Origin of the sequence: uncultured Pseudoflavonifractor sp. (assembly GCA_904419835.1) — a bacterium.
Classification (GTDB): domain Bacteria; phylum Bacillota; class Clostridia; order Oscillospirales; family Oscillospiraceae; genus Pseudoflavonifractor.
Genome location: CAJFTA010000016.1, coordinates 1 through 16,630, shown reverse-complemented (window position 1 = coordinate 16,630; position 16,630 = coordinate 1). Strand labels below are relative to the sequence as shown.

The 16,630-nt window shown below is 65.3% G+C and carries 13 protein-coding genes; 7 read left to right on the top strand and 6 right to left on the bottom strand.

Annotation, left to right across the window (positions count from 1 at the left end; all coding sequences use genetic code 11):
* Nucleotides 1-95: 95 nt before the first annotated feature.
* Together pyk and QZY67_RS04685 are read right to left on the bottom strand one after the other, a co-directional pair.
* On the bottom strand, nt 96-1,523 hold the full coding sequence (gene pyk, locus QZY67_RS04690) for a pyruvate kinase (RefSeq protein ID WP_295368785.1): 1,428 nt from the start codon (nt 1,521-1,523) through the stop codon (nt 96-98).
* A gap of 307 nt (nt 1,524-1,830) precedes the next feature.
* Nucleotides 1,831-3,180: a hemolysin family protein gene (locus QZY67_RS04685; RefSeq protein WP_295368784.1), complete on the bottom strand. Its 1,350-nt coding sequence runs from the start codon at nt 3,178-3,180 to the stop codon at nt 1,831-1,833.
* Nucleotides 3,181-3,476: 296 nt separating this feature from the next.
* On the opposite strand from QZY67_RS04685, the gene QZY67_RS04680 reads away from it, so the two are divergent.
* The 4 genes from QZY67_RS04680 to sdaAA all read left to right on the top strand — a co-directional run bounded on the left by QZY67_RS04680 (nt 3,477) and on the right by sdaAA (nt 8,135).
* Nucleotides 3,477-4,748, top strand: coding sequence for a chloride channel protein (locus QZY67_RS04680; protein WP_295368783.1), 1,272 nt, complete (start codon nt 3,477-3,479; stop codon nt 4,746-4,748).
* A 3-nt stretch (nt 4,749-4,751) separates the two neighbouring features.
* Nucleotides 4,752-6,311: an amidohydrolase gene (locus QZY67_RS04675; protein WP_295368782.1), complete on the top strand. Its 1,560-nt coding sequence runs from the start codon at nt 4,752-4,754 to the stop codon at nt 6,309-6,311.
* Nucleotides 6,312-6,607: 296 nt separating this feature from the next.
* Nucleotides 6,608-7,276 carry an L-serine ammonia-lyase, iron-sulfur-dependent subunit beta gene (gene sdaAB, locus QZY67_RS04670; protein ID WP_294537179.1) on the top strand — a complete coding sequence of 223 codons (669 nt, stop codon included), beginning with the start codon at nt 6,608-6,610 and terminating at the stop codon, nt 7,274-7,276.
* 1 nt (nt 7,277) lies between these two features.
* Nucleotides 7,278-8,135: an L-serine ammonia-lyase, iron-sulfur-dependent, subunit alpha gene (gene sdaAA / locus QZY67_RS04665; protein ID WP_295368781.1), complete on the top strand. Its 858-nt coding sequence runs from the start codon at nt 7,278-7,280 to the stop codon at nt 8,133-8,135.
* Between the two features lie 53 nt (nt 8,136-8,188).
* On the opposite strand, the gene QZY67_RS04660 is transcribed toward sdaAA, so the two are convergent.
* The 3 genes from QZY67_RS04660 to selD all read right to left on the bottom strand — a co-directional run bounded on the left by QZY67_RS04660 (nt 8,189) and on the right by selD (nt 11,701).
* Nucleotides 8,189-9,022: a hypothetical protein gene (locus QZY67_RS04660; RefSeq protein WP_295368780.1), complete on the bottom strand. Its 834-nt coding sequence runs from the start codon at nt 9,020-9,022 to the stop codon at nt 8,189-8,191.
* A gap of 107 nt (nt 9,023-9,129) precedes the next feature.
* Nucleotides 9,130-10,509, bottom strand: coding sequence for an ROK family protein (locus QZY67_RS04655; protein WP_295368779.1), 1,380 nt, complete (start codon nt 10,507-10,509; stop codon nt 9,130-9,132).
* A 142-nt stretch (nt 10,510-10,651) separates the two neighbouring features.
* Complete coding sequence (selD, locus tag QZY67_RS04650; protein ID WP_295368778.1) at nt 10,652-11,701, bottom strand: selenide, water dikinase SelD; 1,050 nt, start codon at nt 11,699-11,701, stop codon at nt 10,652-10,654.
* A gap of 201 nt (nt 11,702-11,902) precedes the next feature.
* Here selD and QZY67_RS04645 point away from each other — a divergent pair, with 201 nt between their 5' ends.
* Nucleotides 11,903-12,454 carry a hypothetical protein gene (locus QZY67_RS04645; RefSeq protein ID WP_295368777.1) on the top strand — a complete coding sequence of 184 codons (552 nt, stop codon included), beginning with the start codon at nt 11,903-11,905 and terminating at the stop codon, nt 12,452-12,454.
* Nucleotides 12,455-12,528: 74 nt separating this feature from the next.
* Here the strand turns inward: QZY67_RS04645 and QZY67_RS04640 are convergent, their stop codons facing one another.
* Nucleotides 12,529-13,995, bottom strand: coding sequence for a DUF2828 family protein (locus tag QZY67_RS04640; RefSeq protein ID WP_295368776.1), 1,467 nt, complete (start codon nt 13,993-13,995; stop codon nt 12,529-12,531).
* Between the two features lie 267 nt (nt 13,996-14,262).
* Between QZY67_RS04640 and QZY67_RS04635 the strand changes: the two genes are divergently transcribed.
* Together QZY67_RS04635 and QZY67_RS04630 are read left to right on the top strand one after the other, a co-directional pair.
* On the top strand, nt 14,263-15,495 hold the full coding sequence (locus QZY67_RS04635; protein WP_295368775.1) for a WYL domain-containing protein: 1,233 nt from the start codon (nt 14,263-14,265) through the stop codon (nt 15,493-15,495).
* Complete coding sequence (locus QZY67_RS04630) at nt 15,495-16,472, top strand: WYL domain-containing protein (protein ID WP_295368774.1); 978 nt, start codon at nt 15,495-15,497, stop codon at nt 16,470-16,472. The genes QZY67_RS04635 and QZY67_RS04630 overlap by 1 nt, the downstream gene beginning before the upstream one ends.
* The last annotated feature ends 158 nt before the right edge of the window (nt 16,473-16,630 follow it).

The following is a 16,630-nucleotide window of genomic DNA, read 5'->3' as shown; positions in this document are numbered from 1 at the left end:
AGTGAATCCGCCCCGCATCAAGCCTTTGCCTCCGGCAAAGCCTTGGATCGGCAAGAGCGGGGGATACATTCCCCCGCTCTTTGGTCTGGTGCTTCTTACACCACCTGAGCCTTGATCAGGTTGGTAGTACCGCTCTTGCCGATGGGCACGCCGGCGGTGATGACCACGGTGTCGCCGCACTTCACGGCGCCCTCCTTGCGGGCCACCTCCACGCTCATGGAGAACAGGCGGTCGGTGGAATCCACAAAGCCGGTCAGGTAGGAGTGGACGCCCCAGGAGATGGCCAGCTGGCGGCGGACCTTCTCGCTCTGGCACACGGCCACAATGGGGCAGGCGGGACGGAACCGGGAGATGACCTTGGCGGTGTAGCCGGACTCGGTGGGCGCCAGGATGGCGGTGGCGTTCAGGTCCATGGCGGTCATGCAGCAGGTGTGGGTGATGGCATCGTTGATGGTGGACACGCCGGGCTGGAGGCTGTGCTCACGGAAGCGGCCCCAGTAGTTGATGGCGGACTCGGCGGCCTTCACGGTGGACACCATGGCCTCCACGGCCTCAATGGGGTACTTGCCGGAGGCGGTCTCGCCGGAGAGCATCACGCAGGAGGTGCCGTCGAACACGGCGTTGGCCACGTCGGAGACCTCGGCGCGGGTGGGGCGGGGATTGCGGATCATGGAGTCCAGCATCTGGGTGGCGGTGATGACGGGCTTGCCGGCCATGGTGGTGGCCTTGATCATCTTCTTCTGGAGGATGGGCACCTCCTGGGCGGGAATCTCCACGCCCAGGTCGCCCCGGGCCACCATGACGCCGTCGGAGGCGGCGATGATCTCCGCCAGATTGTCCACGCCCTCGCGGTTCTCAATCTTGGAGATGATGCGGATCTTCTCGCCGCCGCACTCGTTCAGCCAGGCGCGGATGTCCTCCACGTCGCTGGCCTTGCGGACAAAGGAGGCGGCGATGAAGTCGAAGTCGTTCTCCACGGCAAACTTCAGGTCCTCCTTGTCCTTCTCGGTGAGGGAAGGCAGCAGGATGTGCACGTCGGGGATGTTGATGGACTTATTGTTGGACAGGGGGCCGCCGTTCTCCACCGTGCAGACAATCTCCTGGCCCTTGATCTCCTGCACCAGCAGGTCGATAAGGCCGTCGTCCACCAGAATGTGGTTGCCGGGGACCACCTCGTTGTGCAGGTTGGCATAGGTAACGGAGACGCGGGTGGCGTCGCCCTCGCAGTCGGCGGTGGTGAGGGTAAAGATATCGTCCTTCTTCAGCTCGATGCGGCCGTCCTTGAAGGTCTTGATGCGGATCTCGGGCCCCTTGGTGTCCATAATGGCGGCCACGGGGATACCCAGCTCGTCCCGCACCCGCTTGAGCTTGGTCAGCTGGGCCAGATGGCTCTCATGGGTGCCGTGGGAGAAGTTGAAGCGGGCGGCGTTCATGCCGGCAAGGATCAGCTTACGGATCATTTCCTCGCTGTCCACAGCGGGACCCAGGGTGCAGATAATTTTTGTCTTTCTCATATCGGACATGGCTGACATACCTCCGTATCGGTGGTTATATTCCAGGATTTGAATATCTTTGCGGGATAATCATACTACAAAGGAGGCCGTTTGAAAAGGGGTAATCACTACAATCCGAAAAGATTTAACATTTTCCTTAATCGTCATTTTATCCATATCATTTCCAACAATTTCCCAATTATCTATTTCATATTTCAAGTTAAGCGCTTCCTTATTCTGTTTTTACGCTCCCGGAAGCGCCGCGCCGGCGGACTGACTTCAAAAGGGAGCGCCACACCTGCCGGCGTGGCGCTCCCTTTTCCAGTGATTTTCTCTGTTACTCCGCCGCTTCCTCATCCTGATGTGCGGGTTCCAGCCTGGACACCGTGGCCCACTCCACCCGGCGGTCGCTCAGCTCCTCCACCCGGATGTGAAGGCCGCACACATCCACCTCGGGGTGGCTGCCGTCCTCGGGGATGACGGCCAGCTGGGCGAACACCAGGCCGCCCAGCGTGTCGTACTCCTCATCCCCGGGCAGCTCCACATCCAGGGCCTCGGCCACCTCCTCCAGGTCGGCGGATCCGGCGATGCGCCACTGGTTCTCTCCCAGGGGGATGATCTCCTGCTCGTCCTGGGGGTCAAACTCGTCGTAGATGTTGCCCACAATCTCCTCCAGCAGGTCCTCCATGGTGATAATGCCGCTGGTGCCGCCGTACTCGTCCACCACAACGGCCATGTGTATCTTTCTGGCCTGCATATCCCGGAACAGCACGTCGGTCCGCACGGACTCGGGCACAAAGTAGGCGGGGGTCAGCAGCTCCCGCAGGGGCCGGGGCTGGGACTCCCGGGCGTTGAGCAGGTAGGTGCGGGTGTTCAGGATGCCGACGATGTCGTCGGCGTCCTCCTCATAGACCGGGAACCGGGTCAGGCCGGTCTCCCGGATGGTTCGGACAATCTCCTCATCGCTGTCCCTGGCCCAGAGCATCACCACGTCGGTGCGGTGAATCATGACCTCCTCGGCGGTCATGTTGTTGAACTCGAAGATGTTTTCAATCATCTCCTTCTCGCCCGACTCAATGGCCCCCTTCTCCTCGCCGATGTCCACCATCATGCGGATCTCCTCCTCGGAGACCTGGTCCTCCTCGGCGTTGGGATCGATATGTAGCAGACGCAGCACGCCGTTGGTGGACACGGTCAGCAGCCAGATCAGGGGCCGCATCACCGCCGCCAGGCCGGACACCACCCCGCAGGTAAACCGGGCCACCTGCTCCGCCTTCTGCATGGCCACCCGCTTGGGCACCAGCTCGCCCAGCACCAGGGTGAAGAAGGAGAGGATGATGGTGATGAGCACGACCGCCAGGGTATTCACCGCCGCGGCGGCAGAGGCGTCCAGCTGCCACTTCACCACGGCCCAGTCCCGGATACGGCTGGCAAAGTTGTCCGCCGCGAAGGCCGAGCCCAGGAAGCCGGCCAGGGTAATGCCGATCTGGATGGTGGAGAGGAAGCGGGTGGGGGTCTCTACAATCTTCAGCAGCCTGGCCGCCTTCTTGTCGCCGTCCTCCGCCTGACGGCGCAGGATATTTTCATTCAGCGAGATGACTGCAATCTCCGTGGCGGCAAAATACGCATTGAGCATAATCAGAACCAGCTGCAGCAGTAATTGGGGCCATATAGGGTCCGATGACACAGAAATTCCTCCTAACGATATTCAGACAGTTTGGCTTCTCTGCCTTTGTCGCAGAATTATATCATAACTGCAATAAAAATTCACTACTTTTTTCAAAAATCTTACACTTTCAATTTTCTGTGCCCTTCTTCATCAAAATGAGTGCGCATCGGCCCGGCCCATGTTATAATGATGTCTGCCAAATGAGGCTCCACCCGGTCTGTCCGGTCTGTATCTGTTCTCGCGGTGTCATAAATCCAGCCGTTTTGGCCCGTTTTTATGAATTTCCGCCATTCTGCTTTAGTGAGGGATGCCCTGTGAAGACGCTCCGGGACCGCCTGCCCGGCTGGGCCAGGCAGCCTGCGATTTTTGTAAAATGGCTCATTTTCGCCTGTCTCATCGGCCTTATCTGCGGCGGTGTGGGCACGCTGTTCCACTTCGCAATTGACGCCGCCGCCGAGCTGCGGGGGGAATACCCGTGGCTTCTCTGGCTTCTGCCCGCCGGCGGCGCCCTCATCGTCCTGCTCTACCGCTGGTGCGGCATGGAGAAGGACCGGGGCACCAACTTTGTGCTGGTGGCCGTGCGGGAGAACGAGCCCCTCCGCCTGCGCACCGCGCCGCTGATCTTTGCCGCCACCGTTATCACCCATCTGGTGGGCGGCTCCTCCGGCCGGGAGGGCGCGGCCCTCCAGCTGGGCGGCTCCATCTCCTCCAAAATCGGCCGCTGGATGGGCCTGGACGACAAGGACAGCCGGGTCATCACCATGTGCGGCATGTCCGCCGCCTTCTCCGCCCTCTTCGGCACCCCCCTGGCCGCCGCCGTGTTCTCCATGGAGGTGGTGAGCGTGGGCGTCATGTACTACGCCGCCATTGTCCCCTGCACCATCGCCTCCCTGGTGGGCGTGGGCGTGGCCTCCTCCTTCGGCGTGCCCCCCACTGCCTACGCCCTCACCGGCGTGCCCGTTCTCAGTCCCCTCTCCGCCCTCCAGTGCGTGGGCATGGGGGTGCTGTTCGCCCTGCTGTCCATCCTGTTCTGCCGGGTGATGCACGCCGCGCCCAAGCTCTATAACAGATTGATTCCCCGGCCCGTCCTCCGGGCGGCGGTGGGCGGCGCCCTGGTCATCGCCCTGACCTACCTGGTGTGGCTGTGGAACCCGGGCACCTACGACTACAACGGCGCCGGCGCCGGGATAATCGCCCAGGCCATCGGCGGCCAGGCCCGGCCCGAGGCCTTTCTGCTGAAAATTCTGTTCACCGCCGTCACCCTGGGGGCCGGCTTCAAGGGCGGCGAGATTGTGCCCGTGTTCTTCACCGGCGCCACCTTCGGCTGTGTGGCCGCCCCCTTCCTGGGCCTGCCCGCCTCCTTCGGCGCGGCCCTGGGCATGACGGCGGTGTTCTGCGGCGTCACCAACTGTCCCATGACCTCCCTGTTCCTGGCCTATGAGCTCTTCGGCGGACAGGGCCTCCCCCTCTTCGCCCTGTCCTGTGCCGTGGCCTACATGCTCTCCGGCTACTACGGCCTGTATAGCGAGCAGAAAATCGTGTATTCTAAGTTCAGACCGGAATTTATTGATAAAAAGGCGGAGTGAGTCATGAACCAAACCCTCTTTTACAACGGAACCATCCTCACCATGGAGGACGGCCCCGCCCCCCAGGCCGTCCTGGCTGAGAACGGCGTCATCCGGGCCGTGGGTTCTCTGAGTGAGCTGGAGACGCTGGCCCCCTCGGCGGCGCGGCGGGACCTGAAGGGCCGCACCCTGATGCCCGCCTTTCTGGACCCCCACAGCCACCTGACCGCCCTGGCCTCCACCCTGGACCTGTGCCCCCTGGGCAGCGCGTCCTCCTTTGGGGACATCACCCGGCTGCTGCTGGCCTTCCAGAGGGAGCGGAACATGGCCCCGGACCAGTGGCTCATCGGCTTCGGGTACGACCACAATGTGCTCGCCGAGCGCTCCCAGCCCGACCGGCACGCCCTGGACGGCGCCTTCCCTCACACCCCGGTGCTCATCTCCAACGCCTCGGGCCACATGGGGGCGGCCAACTCCGCCGCCCTGAAGCTGCTGAACATCACCGCCGACACCCCCGACCCGGAGGGGGGCAGAATCGGCCGGGAGTCCGACGGCCGCACCCCCAGCGGCTACCTGGAGGAAAACGCCTTCATCCGCCTGACCTCCGCCATGCCCGGCCCCTCGCCGGAGCAGGCGGCCCGCAACGTGGAGCGGGCGGAGGAGATCTATCTCTCCCACGGCATTACCCTCATCCAGGACGGCCTCACCGACGCCGGGCGGTGCGCCCTGCTCTCCGCCGCCCATCTGAAAACCGAGGCGGTGGGGTACGCCGACCTGAAAAATTCCCCCGGCCTGATTGACAAGCCCCGCATCGGCGGGTATAAGATTTTTCTGGACGGCTCGCCCCAGGGCAGGACGGCCTGGATGCTGGAGCCCTACGCCTCCAGCCAGCCCGGCCAGCCCGGCTATTGCGGCTATCCCATCTACACCGACGGGGAGGTCACCGGCTTTGTCCGCACGGCCCTCACCCAGGGCAGGCAGCTGCTGGCCCACTGCAACGGGGACGGGGCGGCGGAGCAGTATATCCGCTGCTGCCGCGCCGCCCAGGAGGAGACCGGCCTGCGCGTGGCGGACATCCGGCCGGTGATGATCCACGCCCAGCTGGTCCGCCGGGAGCAGCTGGCGGAGATGAAGGACCTGGGTATTATCCCCTCCTTCTTCGCCGCCCACCTGTGGTACTGGGGGGACGTCCACGCGGAGAATTTCGGCCCGGGCCGGGCCGCCTCCATCAGTCCCCTGGGGTGGGCGGAGGCGCTGGGCCTCCCCTTCACCCTCCACCAGGATACGCCGGTCATCCAGCCCGATATGCTGGAGACGGTGTGGTGCGCCGTCAACCGCCTGACCCGGGGCGGGGCGGTGCTGGGGCCGGAGCTGAGGGTCTCCCCCATGTCCGCCCTGCGGGCGGTGACAGTCCACGCCGCCTACCAGTACTTCCGGGAGGACACCCTGGGCTCCATCCGGCCCGGCAAGCAGGCCGACCTCATCATTCTCTCCGCCGATCCCACGGCGGTGGACCCCATGGATATCCGCTCCGTCCGGGTGCTGGAGACCATTCACAGGGGTAAAACGGTCTGGCAGGCGTGACCATTCGAAAAAGTGGCTCCAGCCACTTTTTCGAGGGAGATGTGCGCAAGGAGGACCTCGATTCGCGAGAAGTGTCATTTCCAAGGCGCATGTCCTCGGAAATGACGGATTTTCATTTGATTCCTGCGGCTTCGGCCGCAGGAACTCTGCGAGGCTTTCCTTCGGGGAAGCTCTTTCGACACGCTGAGGGTTTTCCCCTCCGGGAAAACCCCTGTACGCCGCACAGCGGCGGCTCGCTTCCGCTCGCGCTGGACGGCCCCATCGGTCCGCGCGCGCCCGAAAGGTGGTTTTTTCTCTTGAACATTTTTGATATTATGGGCCCCGTCATGGTGGGGCCGTCCAGCTCCCACACGGCGGGGGCGGTGCGCATCGGCCTCATCACCCGCAAGCTGCTGGGCCGTCCCCCGGTCCGGGCCGAGCTGCTGCTCCACGGCTCCTTTGCCGCCACCGGCAAGGGCCACGGCACGGACCGCGCTCTGGTGGCCGGCCTGCTGGGCATGGCCCCCGACGACCCGGACATCCCCCGGGCCTTCCCTCTGGCGGAGCGGGCCGGGATGCTGGTGCGCCTGGGCAGCATTGTCCTCCGGGGCGCCCACCCCAACTCGGTGCTGCTGCGGGTGGAGGACGAGCGGGGCAACACCCTGGAGGTCAACGCCTCCTCCCTGGGAGGCGGCCGGGTGCGGGTCAACGCCATCGACGGTCTGGACGCCTCCTTCACCGGGGAGTACCCCACCCTGATTATCCGCAACGAGGACAAGCCCGGCGCGGTGGCCGAGGTGTCCGCCATTCTCTCCCGGCGGCAGGTCAACATCGCCACCATGCAGCTCTACCGCAACATGCGGGGCGGCCTGGCGGTGATGGTGCTGGAGAGCGACCAGGCCATCTGGCAGGCGGCCATTGAGGAACTGCGGGCCTGCCCGGGCATTGTGCGGGTGACCTATCTCAACATGGAGGAGGACGGCTGACATGGCGTTTACATCTGTGGAGGGCCTGCTGCGGGCGGCGGCGGCGGCGCCGCTGTGGCAGGCGGTTCAGAACGACGATATCCGGGACCGGGGCGCCGACGCCGCCGAGTCCTGGGGCCAGATGGCCCGCCTCTGGGCGGCCATGACCGAGAGCGTGGCGCAGTACAGTCCCCGGCTCCGCTCGTCCAGCGACCTGGTGGGCGGCGAAGGCGGGCTGGTGGCGGAGCAGGGCGGCGGGCTGTGCGGCCCCTTCTTCTCCGCCGTCATCGCCACGGCGCTGAAAACCGGCGAGTGCAACGCCTGCATGCGCCGCATTGTGGCCGCCCCCACGGCGGGGGCCAGCGGCGTGCTGCCCGCCGTGCTCCTCCCCCTCCAGCAGCGGGACGGCCTCTCCGACGAGGTCATGACCCAGGCCCTCTATGTGGCTGCGGGCTTTGGCCAGGTCATCGCCTCCCGGGCCTCCATCTCCGGGGCGGAGGGGGGCTGCCAGGCCGAGGTGGGCTCCGCCTCCGGCATGGCGGCCGCCGCTCTGGTCCACGTCATGGGCGGCACGCCGGAACAGATGGCCCACGCCTGCGCCATGGCCCTGAGCAACACCCTGGGCCTGGTGTGCGACCCGGTGGCCGGGCTGGTGGAGGTGCCCTGCGTCAAGCGCAACGTGATGGGGGCGGTGAACGCCCTGTCCTGCGCCGAGATGGCCCTGTGCGGCGTGAAAAACGCCATCCCCTGCGACGAGGTCATTGACGCCATGCGGTCTGTGGGCGACGCCCTGCCCGCCTCCCTCCGGGAGACCGGCATGGGCGGTCTGGCCGCCACCCCCACCGGGCGGCGCATCGCGGAGCAGATTTTGGGCCAGTAGCAGCACAGCAAGAGCCTCTGCGCTGTGCGCAGAGGCTCTTGTCATATTGTGTCTTATTCTGTCAGGCAATGAATATAGAACGCATAATAGGCCGTGCCGCCGTACCCGCTGTCCGTGTCCCACCGGGCGCCCACCTGGTAGACATACGCCCCCGGTTTCAGGGTAATCTCATTACCGTGCACCGCCACCGGCTCCCCTTCTGCCATGGGTTCGCCCCAGTATTCGTCGCTCCAGCAGCGGGCGCTGAAAATCTCGCCGGGCATCCGGGCAAAGTCCAGCTCCGCCGTGCCCTCCCGAGTTTCCAGAAGGGTGAACAGCTCCCGGCAGTCCAGCGGGTGGGCGCTGTCGGCAATGCTGTGCTCCGTGGTGCCGTCGGCCCGCTTTTTCTCCCACTGATAGGTCCCCAGCAGGGCCGTTGCGGCGGTATTGTCGCTCACCACCGTCAGAACAGGCGGCTTTTCCAGCACCACAACGGCCTCCCCACTGCCCAGCAGCTGGTTCGCGTAGCGGCTCAGCGCCTCGCAGGGCTCGTATTTGGTCCGGTACCCCACCCCGTCAATCACCAGGAAGGGATTGTAGGCCATCACGTCGGTGGTGCTGCCGTCGGTCATATGGAGGGTGAAAACCACGCCCTGGCCGGCGTACTCCGTATAGGAGTCGTCCCGGTCATAGATGACCACCTGGCTGAGATACTCCGCCAGCTCCGCAGTATCGGGAATTTCCAATGTGGTGTCAGGCGGAGTAAGCCACACCGTGGCGGACTGAATATCCGCCGCCGTCAGGTCCCTGTAGGGCCGCCGCCCGGCCAGGGCGGAAAGGGCAAAGATGCCGCACCCGATGGCCGCCACACAGAGCAGCGCAATCAGCCAGCGCTTTCCTCGTTTCATACAGACTCCCTCCTTTTATGCTCTGTCTGTATAGACGAAAAGCGGGCCGGAATGTTTCAAGGGGTCAGCGTCCAAAGGACGCTGACCCCTTGTTTTTGTATGTACTTTTATACCCGGCTGTCCGGCAGGCTGGCGGCGGCGGCGCTCTGGCCAATCTGCCGCACCCGCTCGTCGGGGGCCTGGACGGAGAAGGCGCAGTCGGGGTACTCGTCTGCCAGGACCTGGCGGGCGGTGGACAGGATGATGTCCCCGCCGGCGCCGCCGGCCACGCCGCCCATCACCAGGGCGCAGTTCATGTCGTAGAACTTGGCGTACAGGGCCAGGGCGTGGCCCAGGTAGACGCCCAGGTCCCGGTAGACCGCCTCCACCGACCTGTCGCCGCCATCCATCCGGCGGCGGATGGAGGAGAATTTGTCGGCGGCGCCGCCCTCGGGCATCTCCAGCCCGGCCATGGCGGCCAGCTTCACCGCGCCCTCCTGGCTCAGGTACTTAACGCCGCAGCCCACGTCGCCGCTCCAGTCGTCCCGGGCGGCGTCGGCCTGCACGTCGATGGGGGTGAAGGCCAGCTCATTAAACCAGCCGGTCACGTTGCCCGCCCTGTCCACGTAACCGCCGGCCTCGCTGCTGCCCATGGAGATGCCCAGGATGCCGTTCTCGTTCAGGCCCATGGCCCCGGCCAGGGCGGTCACGTCGCCGTCGTTGGCCACGGCGAAGGGGATGTCCTCCCCCAGGCTGGCGGCGGTGCGGGGGTAGATGTCCTTGACGGACCTGTCAAAGTCCTCCTTGCCCACGGCGAGGAACAGGCTGGCCACCATGCACCGCTCCCCCACCAGCACGCCGGCGGTGGACACGCCCACGCCGTCCACCCGGGGCAGGTGCTCCGCCGCGGCGCGGAGGGCGGCGGTGATGTGGTCGTAGTGGTACTGGGGGTCGCTCTGCTCGCTGGGCCGCCAGGGCATGGTGTCGGAGAACACGCTCTTGCCGTCCACCAGGGCGCTCACCTTCAGGTTGCTGGCCCCCGCGTCCAGGCCGATGCGGCAGCCCTCCAGGTGCCGCCCCACCGGGCGGGAGGATCCCTTCTCCGCCGGGCGTTCGGCGTAGCTCCGGCACTCCACGGTGAAGGTGCGCTCGTAGACCCCCTCCATGAAGTTCCGGTCAAAGTTCCGGCTGCCGCCGGGGGCATAGGCGCTGCGCAGGTACTCCGCCGCCGCCGGGCTGCCGCAGGCGACGAGCTTCCAGCCGCCCCGGGACCAGAGGAGGAACTTGGCCAGCCGGTCCACATACAGCCGGTCCGCCTCGTCCAGCGCTCCCTCGGTGCGCAGGGCGGTGTCATACACCGACACCAGGCCGTCCTCCCGCTCCACCGCCAGGGCGAAGGGGTATTTTGCCCCGCTCTCATAGACCCGGAGGAACCGGGCCAGGGGCACGAAGGTCTTGTCCAGCTCGGGCAGGTGGGTCACCGGCAGATCCAGTCCTAAAAATTTCATGGAAGCATCCTCCTCTTGTTTGTTGCCTCCAGTTTATCACACGAGCTCCCCCGGCGCATTATCCAAACCTGCTCACTTTTTGCACAAAAGGACCGGAGCCTGTGCAAAGCCAGGCTCCGGCCTCTTTTCACTGTATCTCCCGTCACATGCTGGGCAGCACCCGGACGGCGTGCGTCTCTTTGGGCAGCGCCTGGCCGATGACGGCCCCGGGGATGCCCCGGTCGCTGAGCCGCCGGACCAGCTCCCCGCCCCGGGCCTCCGGGATGGAGATGAGCAGGCCGCCGGCGGTCTGTGGGTCAAAGAGCAGGTCGGACAGCTCCAGGGCCACAGCCTCCTCCACCTTCACCTTGCCCTCCAGGTAGCTCCGGTTGCGGTAGGCGCCGCCGGGGATGATGCCCTCCCGGGCCAGCTCCAGCGCGCCGGAGGCCAGGGGGACCTGGTCGGCCCACAGCTGTACCGTCACGCCGCTGCCCTCGGCCAGCTCGTTGACATGGCCCAGCAGGCCAAAGCCGGTGATGTCCGTGCAGGCGTTGGGCCGCAGGGGCAGCATGACCTCCTGGGCCCCCTTGTTCAGGGTGCTCATCAGGCCGATCATCTCCTTCAGCTGCCCGTCGGTGAGCAGCTCCGCCTTGGCGGCGGTGGAGAGCACGCCGGTTCCCACCGGCTTGGTGAGCACCAGCAGGTCCCCGGGCTTTGCGCCGCTGTTGGTCAGAATCTCCTCCGGCCGGGCAAAGCCGGTGACGCACAGGCCGTATTTGGGCTCTGTGTCCTCAATGCTGTGCCCTCCGGCGATGACCGCTCCGGCCTCCACCACCTTGTCGGCGCCGCCGGCCAGAATCTCCCGGACAATCTCCAGGTTCAGGCAGGTGGGGAAGCAGAGCAGATTGATGGCCAGGCGGGGCGTGCCCCCCATAGCGTACACGTCGGAGAGGGCGTTGGCCGCCGCAATCCGGCCAAAGCTGCGGGGTTCGTCCACTACGGGCGGGAAAAAGTCCGCCGTCTGGATCATGGCGGTATCGTCGTTGATCCGGTAGACGGCAGCGTCGTCGCTGGCGTCAAAACCCACCATCAGCCGCTCATCAGAGCCCTTTGGCAGGTCCGCCAGCAGTTGGCCAAGGACACCCGGTCCTATCTTGGCCCCTCAGCCGCCCGCGGCTGTCATTTTGGTCAGTCTGACCGGTTCTTCGTTCATACCGCGCCTCCTCTCCCCTGCTCCGGGACAGGTGCCCGGAACAATTTTATTTCATTATATCACATCTCCCGCCGGGGTTAAACTGCAAATTTTCCACGCTGACCCGCCGCCGTCTCACCCGCCGGACCGGTGCGGCATAGGCTGGAACTGAGAAGAAATCCATGTCTCGTTTCCTATTTTGAATACTGGAGGGTTATCCATATGGCTGCGGAACCGCGTGTACAGTTTTACCTGGGGGCAAACGCCCCCTCCGGCTTCTACTCTCTCTACGACCAGCTCATCGACCCCGACCAGGCCCAGGACGTGATGATCCTCAAGGGCGGCCCGGGCTGCGGCAAGTCCTCCCTGATGCGGAAGGTGGGGGCCGCCATGGAGGAGCAGGGCCTGGCAGTGGAGTGCATCCAGTGCTCCGGCGACCCGGACTCCCTGGACGCCGTCATCATCCCCACCCTGGCCACCGCCATTGTGGACGGTACCGCGCCCCACGGCTGCGCAGCACAGAGACACTTTCCCTGCAAAAAGACGGCCTATCCCGGATTGGGACGCGCCGTCTCAGGCTGTCGAAAAAGTCCAAGGACTTTTTCGACAGCCTTCAAAAATGCCGTTACTTTTGCGCCCCGCAGCGGCGCAAAAGTCCTCGCTCCGCTCACCGGAAGCCTTGCGCAGCAAGACTTCCGGGGCATTCGATTCCACGCGAGGCGGGCGGCTGCCCCCTCGCGCTCCCCCGCCCCAGTTCAGGCGGGTCCTTTTTAACTGAGGCTTTTTGACACGCAGAGACGGCGCATCCCGAATTGGGACAAGCCGTCTCTGTATTGTTGTGATAGGATTTACGCCGTCAGCTCCCGGTAGCGGGGAGAGCTGAGAACGTCCATCATGTATGCGTAGGGGGAGATTGTTCCGCCGGCCGCCATCTCAAAGAGCCTGGGGGTGCAGCCCGAGACCAGCGCCGCCCCCTGCTCGTTCATGGTAACGGGCTGGTGGAGATTGCGGCTAGCCACATTCCAGAACACCACCCGGGGCAAAGCGTAGCCCTCGGCGGCAAAGGCCCGGCGGGCGCCCTCAAAGACGGTGACGTCCGCGCGCTCGGTCCCCTCGTCAAACTCCATGTCAGAGATGACGTACAGGGTGTCGGGTATATCCGCCTGGCTCATGTGGTTCTCCACTGCAGTGCGGAGGAGCAGGTCAAAGACCGCCTGGAGGTTGGTGTTGGCACACTCATTGAAGCCTGCGCAGTAATGCACCTGCTCATAGAGGTCCTCACCCTTGATCTCCACCAGCCTGGGGCTGCGGGAGAAGGTGATGAAGTGGTTGCGGAAGGCCCCTGTGTTCCGCTGGGCAAAGTAGATGGCCAGGGACAGGGCCACAGCGGCAGGGATAGGTCTGACATACCCGCTGTACATGGAGCCCGATTCATCGGCCACCACAAGGGCGTTGCCGCCGCCGGTGTAATCGGGCAGGGCCTTCCAGGTGGTGTCCAGGGCAAGGCGCTCCGTCTGGGACATCACCTTGCCCACAAGAACGGGTGCGATCACATCGTAGGGGTAGAGGGTGTCCGTGTGGAGGGCCGCCTTCCCCTCACAGACCTGTCTCATGAAGTCCTGGTAGCGCTCGCCGTCGTTGCGGAGAAAGGCCTGGCGGTACTTGAGCATAGCCTTGGAGGGCTGCTTGGCGTAGTCAAAGGTGTAGTCCCTCTCACGCAGGTTGTTCTCCAGAATGGCGATTCTGGCGCGCAGGGCAGAGAGGGTCTTGCGGTAGGCGGCCTCGGTCATGCCCAGGCCCTTCACCAGGATCCTGGCAGAGAGCAGGGTGTCGGGGCTGCTGGCGTTTACCGAGGGGAGCCACTTGGCCATGAGAGAGACATTCCCCCCTCCGGACTCCAGGGCCGCCGTGTCCCGGGCCAGCTGGGCTCTGATGTACGCGATGGCCGCGTCCCGGCAGGGGGTGTCAAAGAGGGTGAGCAGGTCGTCCCAGCGGCCGTACTCGGGGATGTTCCCCAGGTTTTTGGCCACCGTCTCGGGGGACAGCCGGGCCAGCTCCTTCAGAATCGTGCGGAACACATACCGCTCCCCCAGGCCGCCCCGGATGTCCCGGGCGAAGAAGGCGATTTTCACCGCCGCGTCCCGGTCCTCGACCCAGGCCCGGAGAAAGCGGTCCCGAATCTCTTCCCGGGACGCGCCCCGCAGGGCGCCCGCGGTGGAGAACAGGTCCAGGCAGCCGCTCATGGTGGTGGACCAGGCGGCCCCGCCATTCTCCGTGCGGGTGCGGATGGATTCTCTTTTCAATGCTTCCAGCATGGCGGTACCTCCCTGGCGGCTGGGGTGGATGACAAGGCACGCTGTGGAGTTGAACCACAAAGCCCCATTGGATTGCTGTCTGTGCCTTTCTGCGGACAAGGCGCCGTATTCCGGCCATGAACCGGCCGCTTTTCCCAAGCTAGTCAGATGAACTGCTGTGGGCGCCTTTTCTGTGCTTATCATAGTCCGCGGCCGCTGGTTTTTCCTCTCAAAAAAGTTGCGAGGTCTCCCGCTTTGCCGTATACTGTCAGAAAAGGAGGTGGCGGCATGGCCTATCGGGAGCTGGTAAAGCGGTTTGAATCGGTGCGGGAGTACATGCGGGATTTTCTGGTCTTTGGCTACAAGACCCGGCGGGAGTTTGCCGGCAGGAGCGCCCGCACCTACGACAACGAGCGCCGCCGCATTGAGAGCTGGCTGGGGGACAACCTGCGCTGGGAGTACCGCGCCAAGGGCAAGGCGGTGTTCCTGTCCATGGACACGGCGGAGCTGGTGCATAACCCGCTGTACCGGGCCTGGCAGTCCAGGAGCTTTACCGACAACGACATCACCCTCCACTTCTGCCTGCTGGACCTGCTGTCCGACGGCCTTCCCCGGCACGCCGAGGCCGTCACCGACGCCCTGGCGGAGCGGTACGGCGTCCTCTTCGAGCTGTCCACCGTCCGGCGCAAGCTGAAGGAGTACGGGGAGATGGGCATTCTGGACGGGCAGCGGCAGGGCCGGGCTCTGTACTACACCCTGTCCCCCTGCACTCTGGAGGCCCTCTTCCCCGACCCGGCCCGGCTGCCCGAGCTGCTGTGCTTCTTCGGGGAGGCGGCCCCTCTCTCGGTGGCGGGCAGCTTTCTCGCCAGCCGCGGCGCGGAGGAGGACCGGCGCATACGGTTCAAGCACCACTTCATCGTCCACACCCTGGAGGACCAGATGCTGCTCACCGCCCTGGAGGCCATCCGCGCCCAGGCCCGGCTGGAGGTGACCAACGTCAGCGGCCGCAGCGGCCTGGAGCGGGTGATGACGGTTGTGCCGGTGAAAATTATGGTCAGCGTCCAGACCGGGCGGCGCTATCTGGCGGCCTGGCTGCCCGAGCGGAGGAATTTCACCTCCCTCCGGCTGGACTACATCAAGGCCCTCTCCCTCCGCCCCGGTCAGGAGGAGGACGGGGCATACCGCGCGCTGGCGGAGGAGCGGCTGGCCCACAGCTGGGGCTCGTCGCTCCGCGGCCGGGCCCGGCTGGAGCGGTTCTCCATGACCGTAGAGGCCGACGAGGTCAGGGAGTACTATATCATCCAGCGCCTGCGCCGGGAGAGCCGGGGCGGCACGGTGGAGCAGGTGGGGCCCGGCCTGTGGCGCTGCACCCGGTACGTCTGGGACACCAGCGAGATGATGAACTGGGTCAAGACCTTCATCGGTCGCATCGTGTCCCTGGAGGGGGACAATCAGGCGGCCATTGACCGCTTCTATGAGGATGTCCGCCGCCTGGCGGAGATGTACGGAGGTGAGGGGTAATGGAGCTGTTTTCCGAGGTCTACGGCTGCTACTACGCGGTGGTGTCGGAGATTCTCCGCGGCGCCCCCCTGACCCGCGCCCAGGCGGAGGCCCTGGCGGCGGGCCGGGGCTACGGCGAGAGCGTCATCCAGCTCATCCCCAAGCTGCTGAACGGGCGGGACTGGCCGCTGCTGGAGGATCGGGACGGCCTGTTTTACAGCCGCCTGGACCATCTCCCCGCCCTGCCGGTGACCCGCCTGGAGCGCGCCTGGCTGAAGGCCCTGCTGTCCGACCCCCGTCTCCGGCTGTTCCTCTCCGACGGGCAGCTCGCCCACCTGGAGGAGGCCCTGTCCGGCGTGGAGCCTCTGTACCGGCAGGAGGATATCGTGTACTTCGACCGCTTTCTGGACGGGGACGACTATGCCGACCCGGGCTACCGGCGGCGGTTCCAGGCTATTCTGGCCGCCCTGGAGGAGGGGACCGTGCTCCACATCACCTACCGCTCCCCCAGAACGGGCCTCCACACGGGGGAATACCGGCCCATGCGGCTGGAGTACTCCCCCCGGGACGACAAGTTTCGGATTTACGCCGTCAGGCTCCTGGACGGCGCCGCCCAGGGGTGCCATGTCCTCAATCTGGGCCGGATTGCGGACCTCTCCCCCTCTGAGGCGCGGTACGGCGGCGCCTTTAACGTGGCGGAGTGGCGCCGCCGCCACCGCTGCGCCCAGCCCCTGCTCCTGCGGGTCTCCGGCGAGCGTAACGGCGTGGAGCGGTTCATGCTGGAGTTCTCCTCCTACGAGAAGCAGAGCGAGTACGACGAGGAGACCGGCGCCTGTACGGTGCGGCTGTGGTATCAGCAGAACGACGAGGCCGAGGTGCTCATCCGGCTGCTGGGCTTCGGCCCGGTGGTGCGGGTGCTGGGACCGGAGCCCTTTGCAGCCCTGATGCGGGCTCGGGTGGCCAGGCAGGCCGCCCTGCTGGACAATGGGAAAAGCTGAAGATTGGTCCTATCGGGAGCCCCCGGCACTGTGTGCGCCGGGGGCTCCCGCCAGCGTGCCGAAAAACCTCCCAGAAGGGGAAGCCTCGCAGAGTTCCGTCATCCGCAGATGACGGAATCAAATGAAAATCCGTCATTTTCGGGGACATGCGCCTCGAA

What these genes read in the sequence shown, in the direction of transcription:
- QZY67_RS04645 (WP_295368777.1), top strand. Translation starts at nt 11,903, where the DNA reads ATGGCTGCGGAACCGCGTGTACAGTTTTACCTGGGGGCAAACGCCCCC.
- pyk (WP_295368785.1), bottom strand. Translation starts at nt 1,523, where the DNA reads ATGTCCGATATGAGAAAGACAAAAATTATCTGCACCCTGGGTCCCGCT.
- QZY67_RS04675 (WP_295368782.1), top strand. Translation starts at nt 4,752, where the DNA reads ATGAACCAAACCCTCTTTTACAACGGAACCATCCTCACCATGGAGGAC.
- QZY67_RS04630 (WP_295368774.1), top strand. Translation starts at nt 15,495, where the DNA reads ATGGAGCTGTTTTCCGAGGTCTACGGCTGCTACTACGCGGTGGTGTCG.
- QZY67_RS04660 (WP_295368780.1), bottom strand. Translation starts at nt 9,022, where the DNA reads ATGAAACGAGGAAAGCGCTGGCTGATTGCGCTGCTCTGTGTGGCGGCC.
- QZY67_RS04635 (WP_295368775.1), top strand. Translation starts at nt 14,263, where the DNA reads ATGGCCTATCGGGAGCTGGTAAAGCGGTTTGAATCGGTGCGGGAGTAC.
- sdaAA (WP_295368781.1), top strand. Translation starts at nt 7,278, where the DNA reads ATGGCGTTTACATCTGTGGAGGGCCTGCTGCGGGCGGCGGCGGCGGCG.
- QZY67_RS04640 (WP_295368776.1), bottom strand. Translation starts at nt 13,995, where the DNA reads ATGCTGGAAGCATTGAAAAGAGAATCCATCCGCACCCGCACGGAGAAT.
- QZY67_RS04655 (WP_295368779.1), bottom strand. Translation starts at nt 10,509, where the DNA reads ATGAAATTTTTAGGACTGGATCTGCCGGTGACCCACCTGCCCGAGCTG.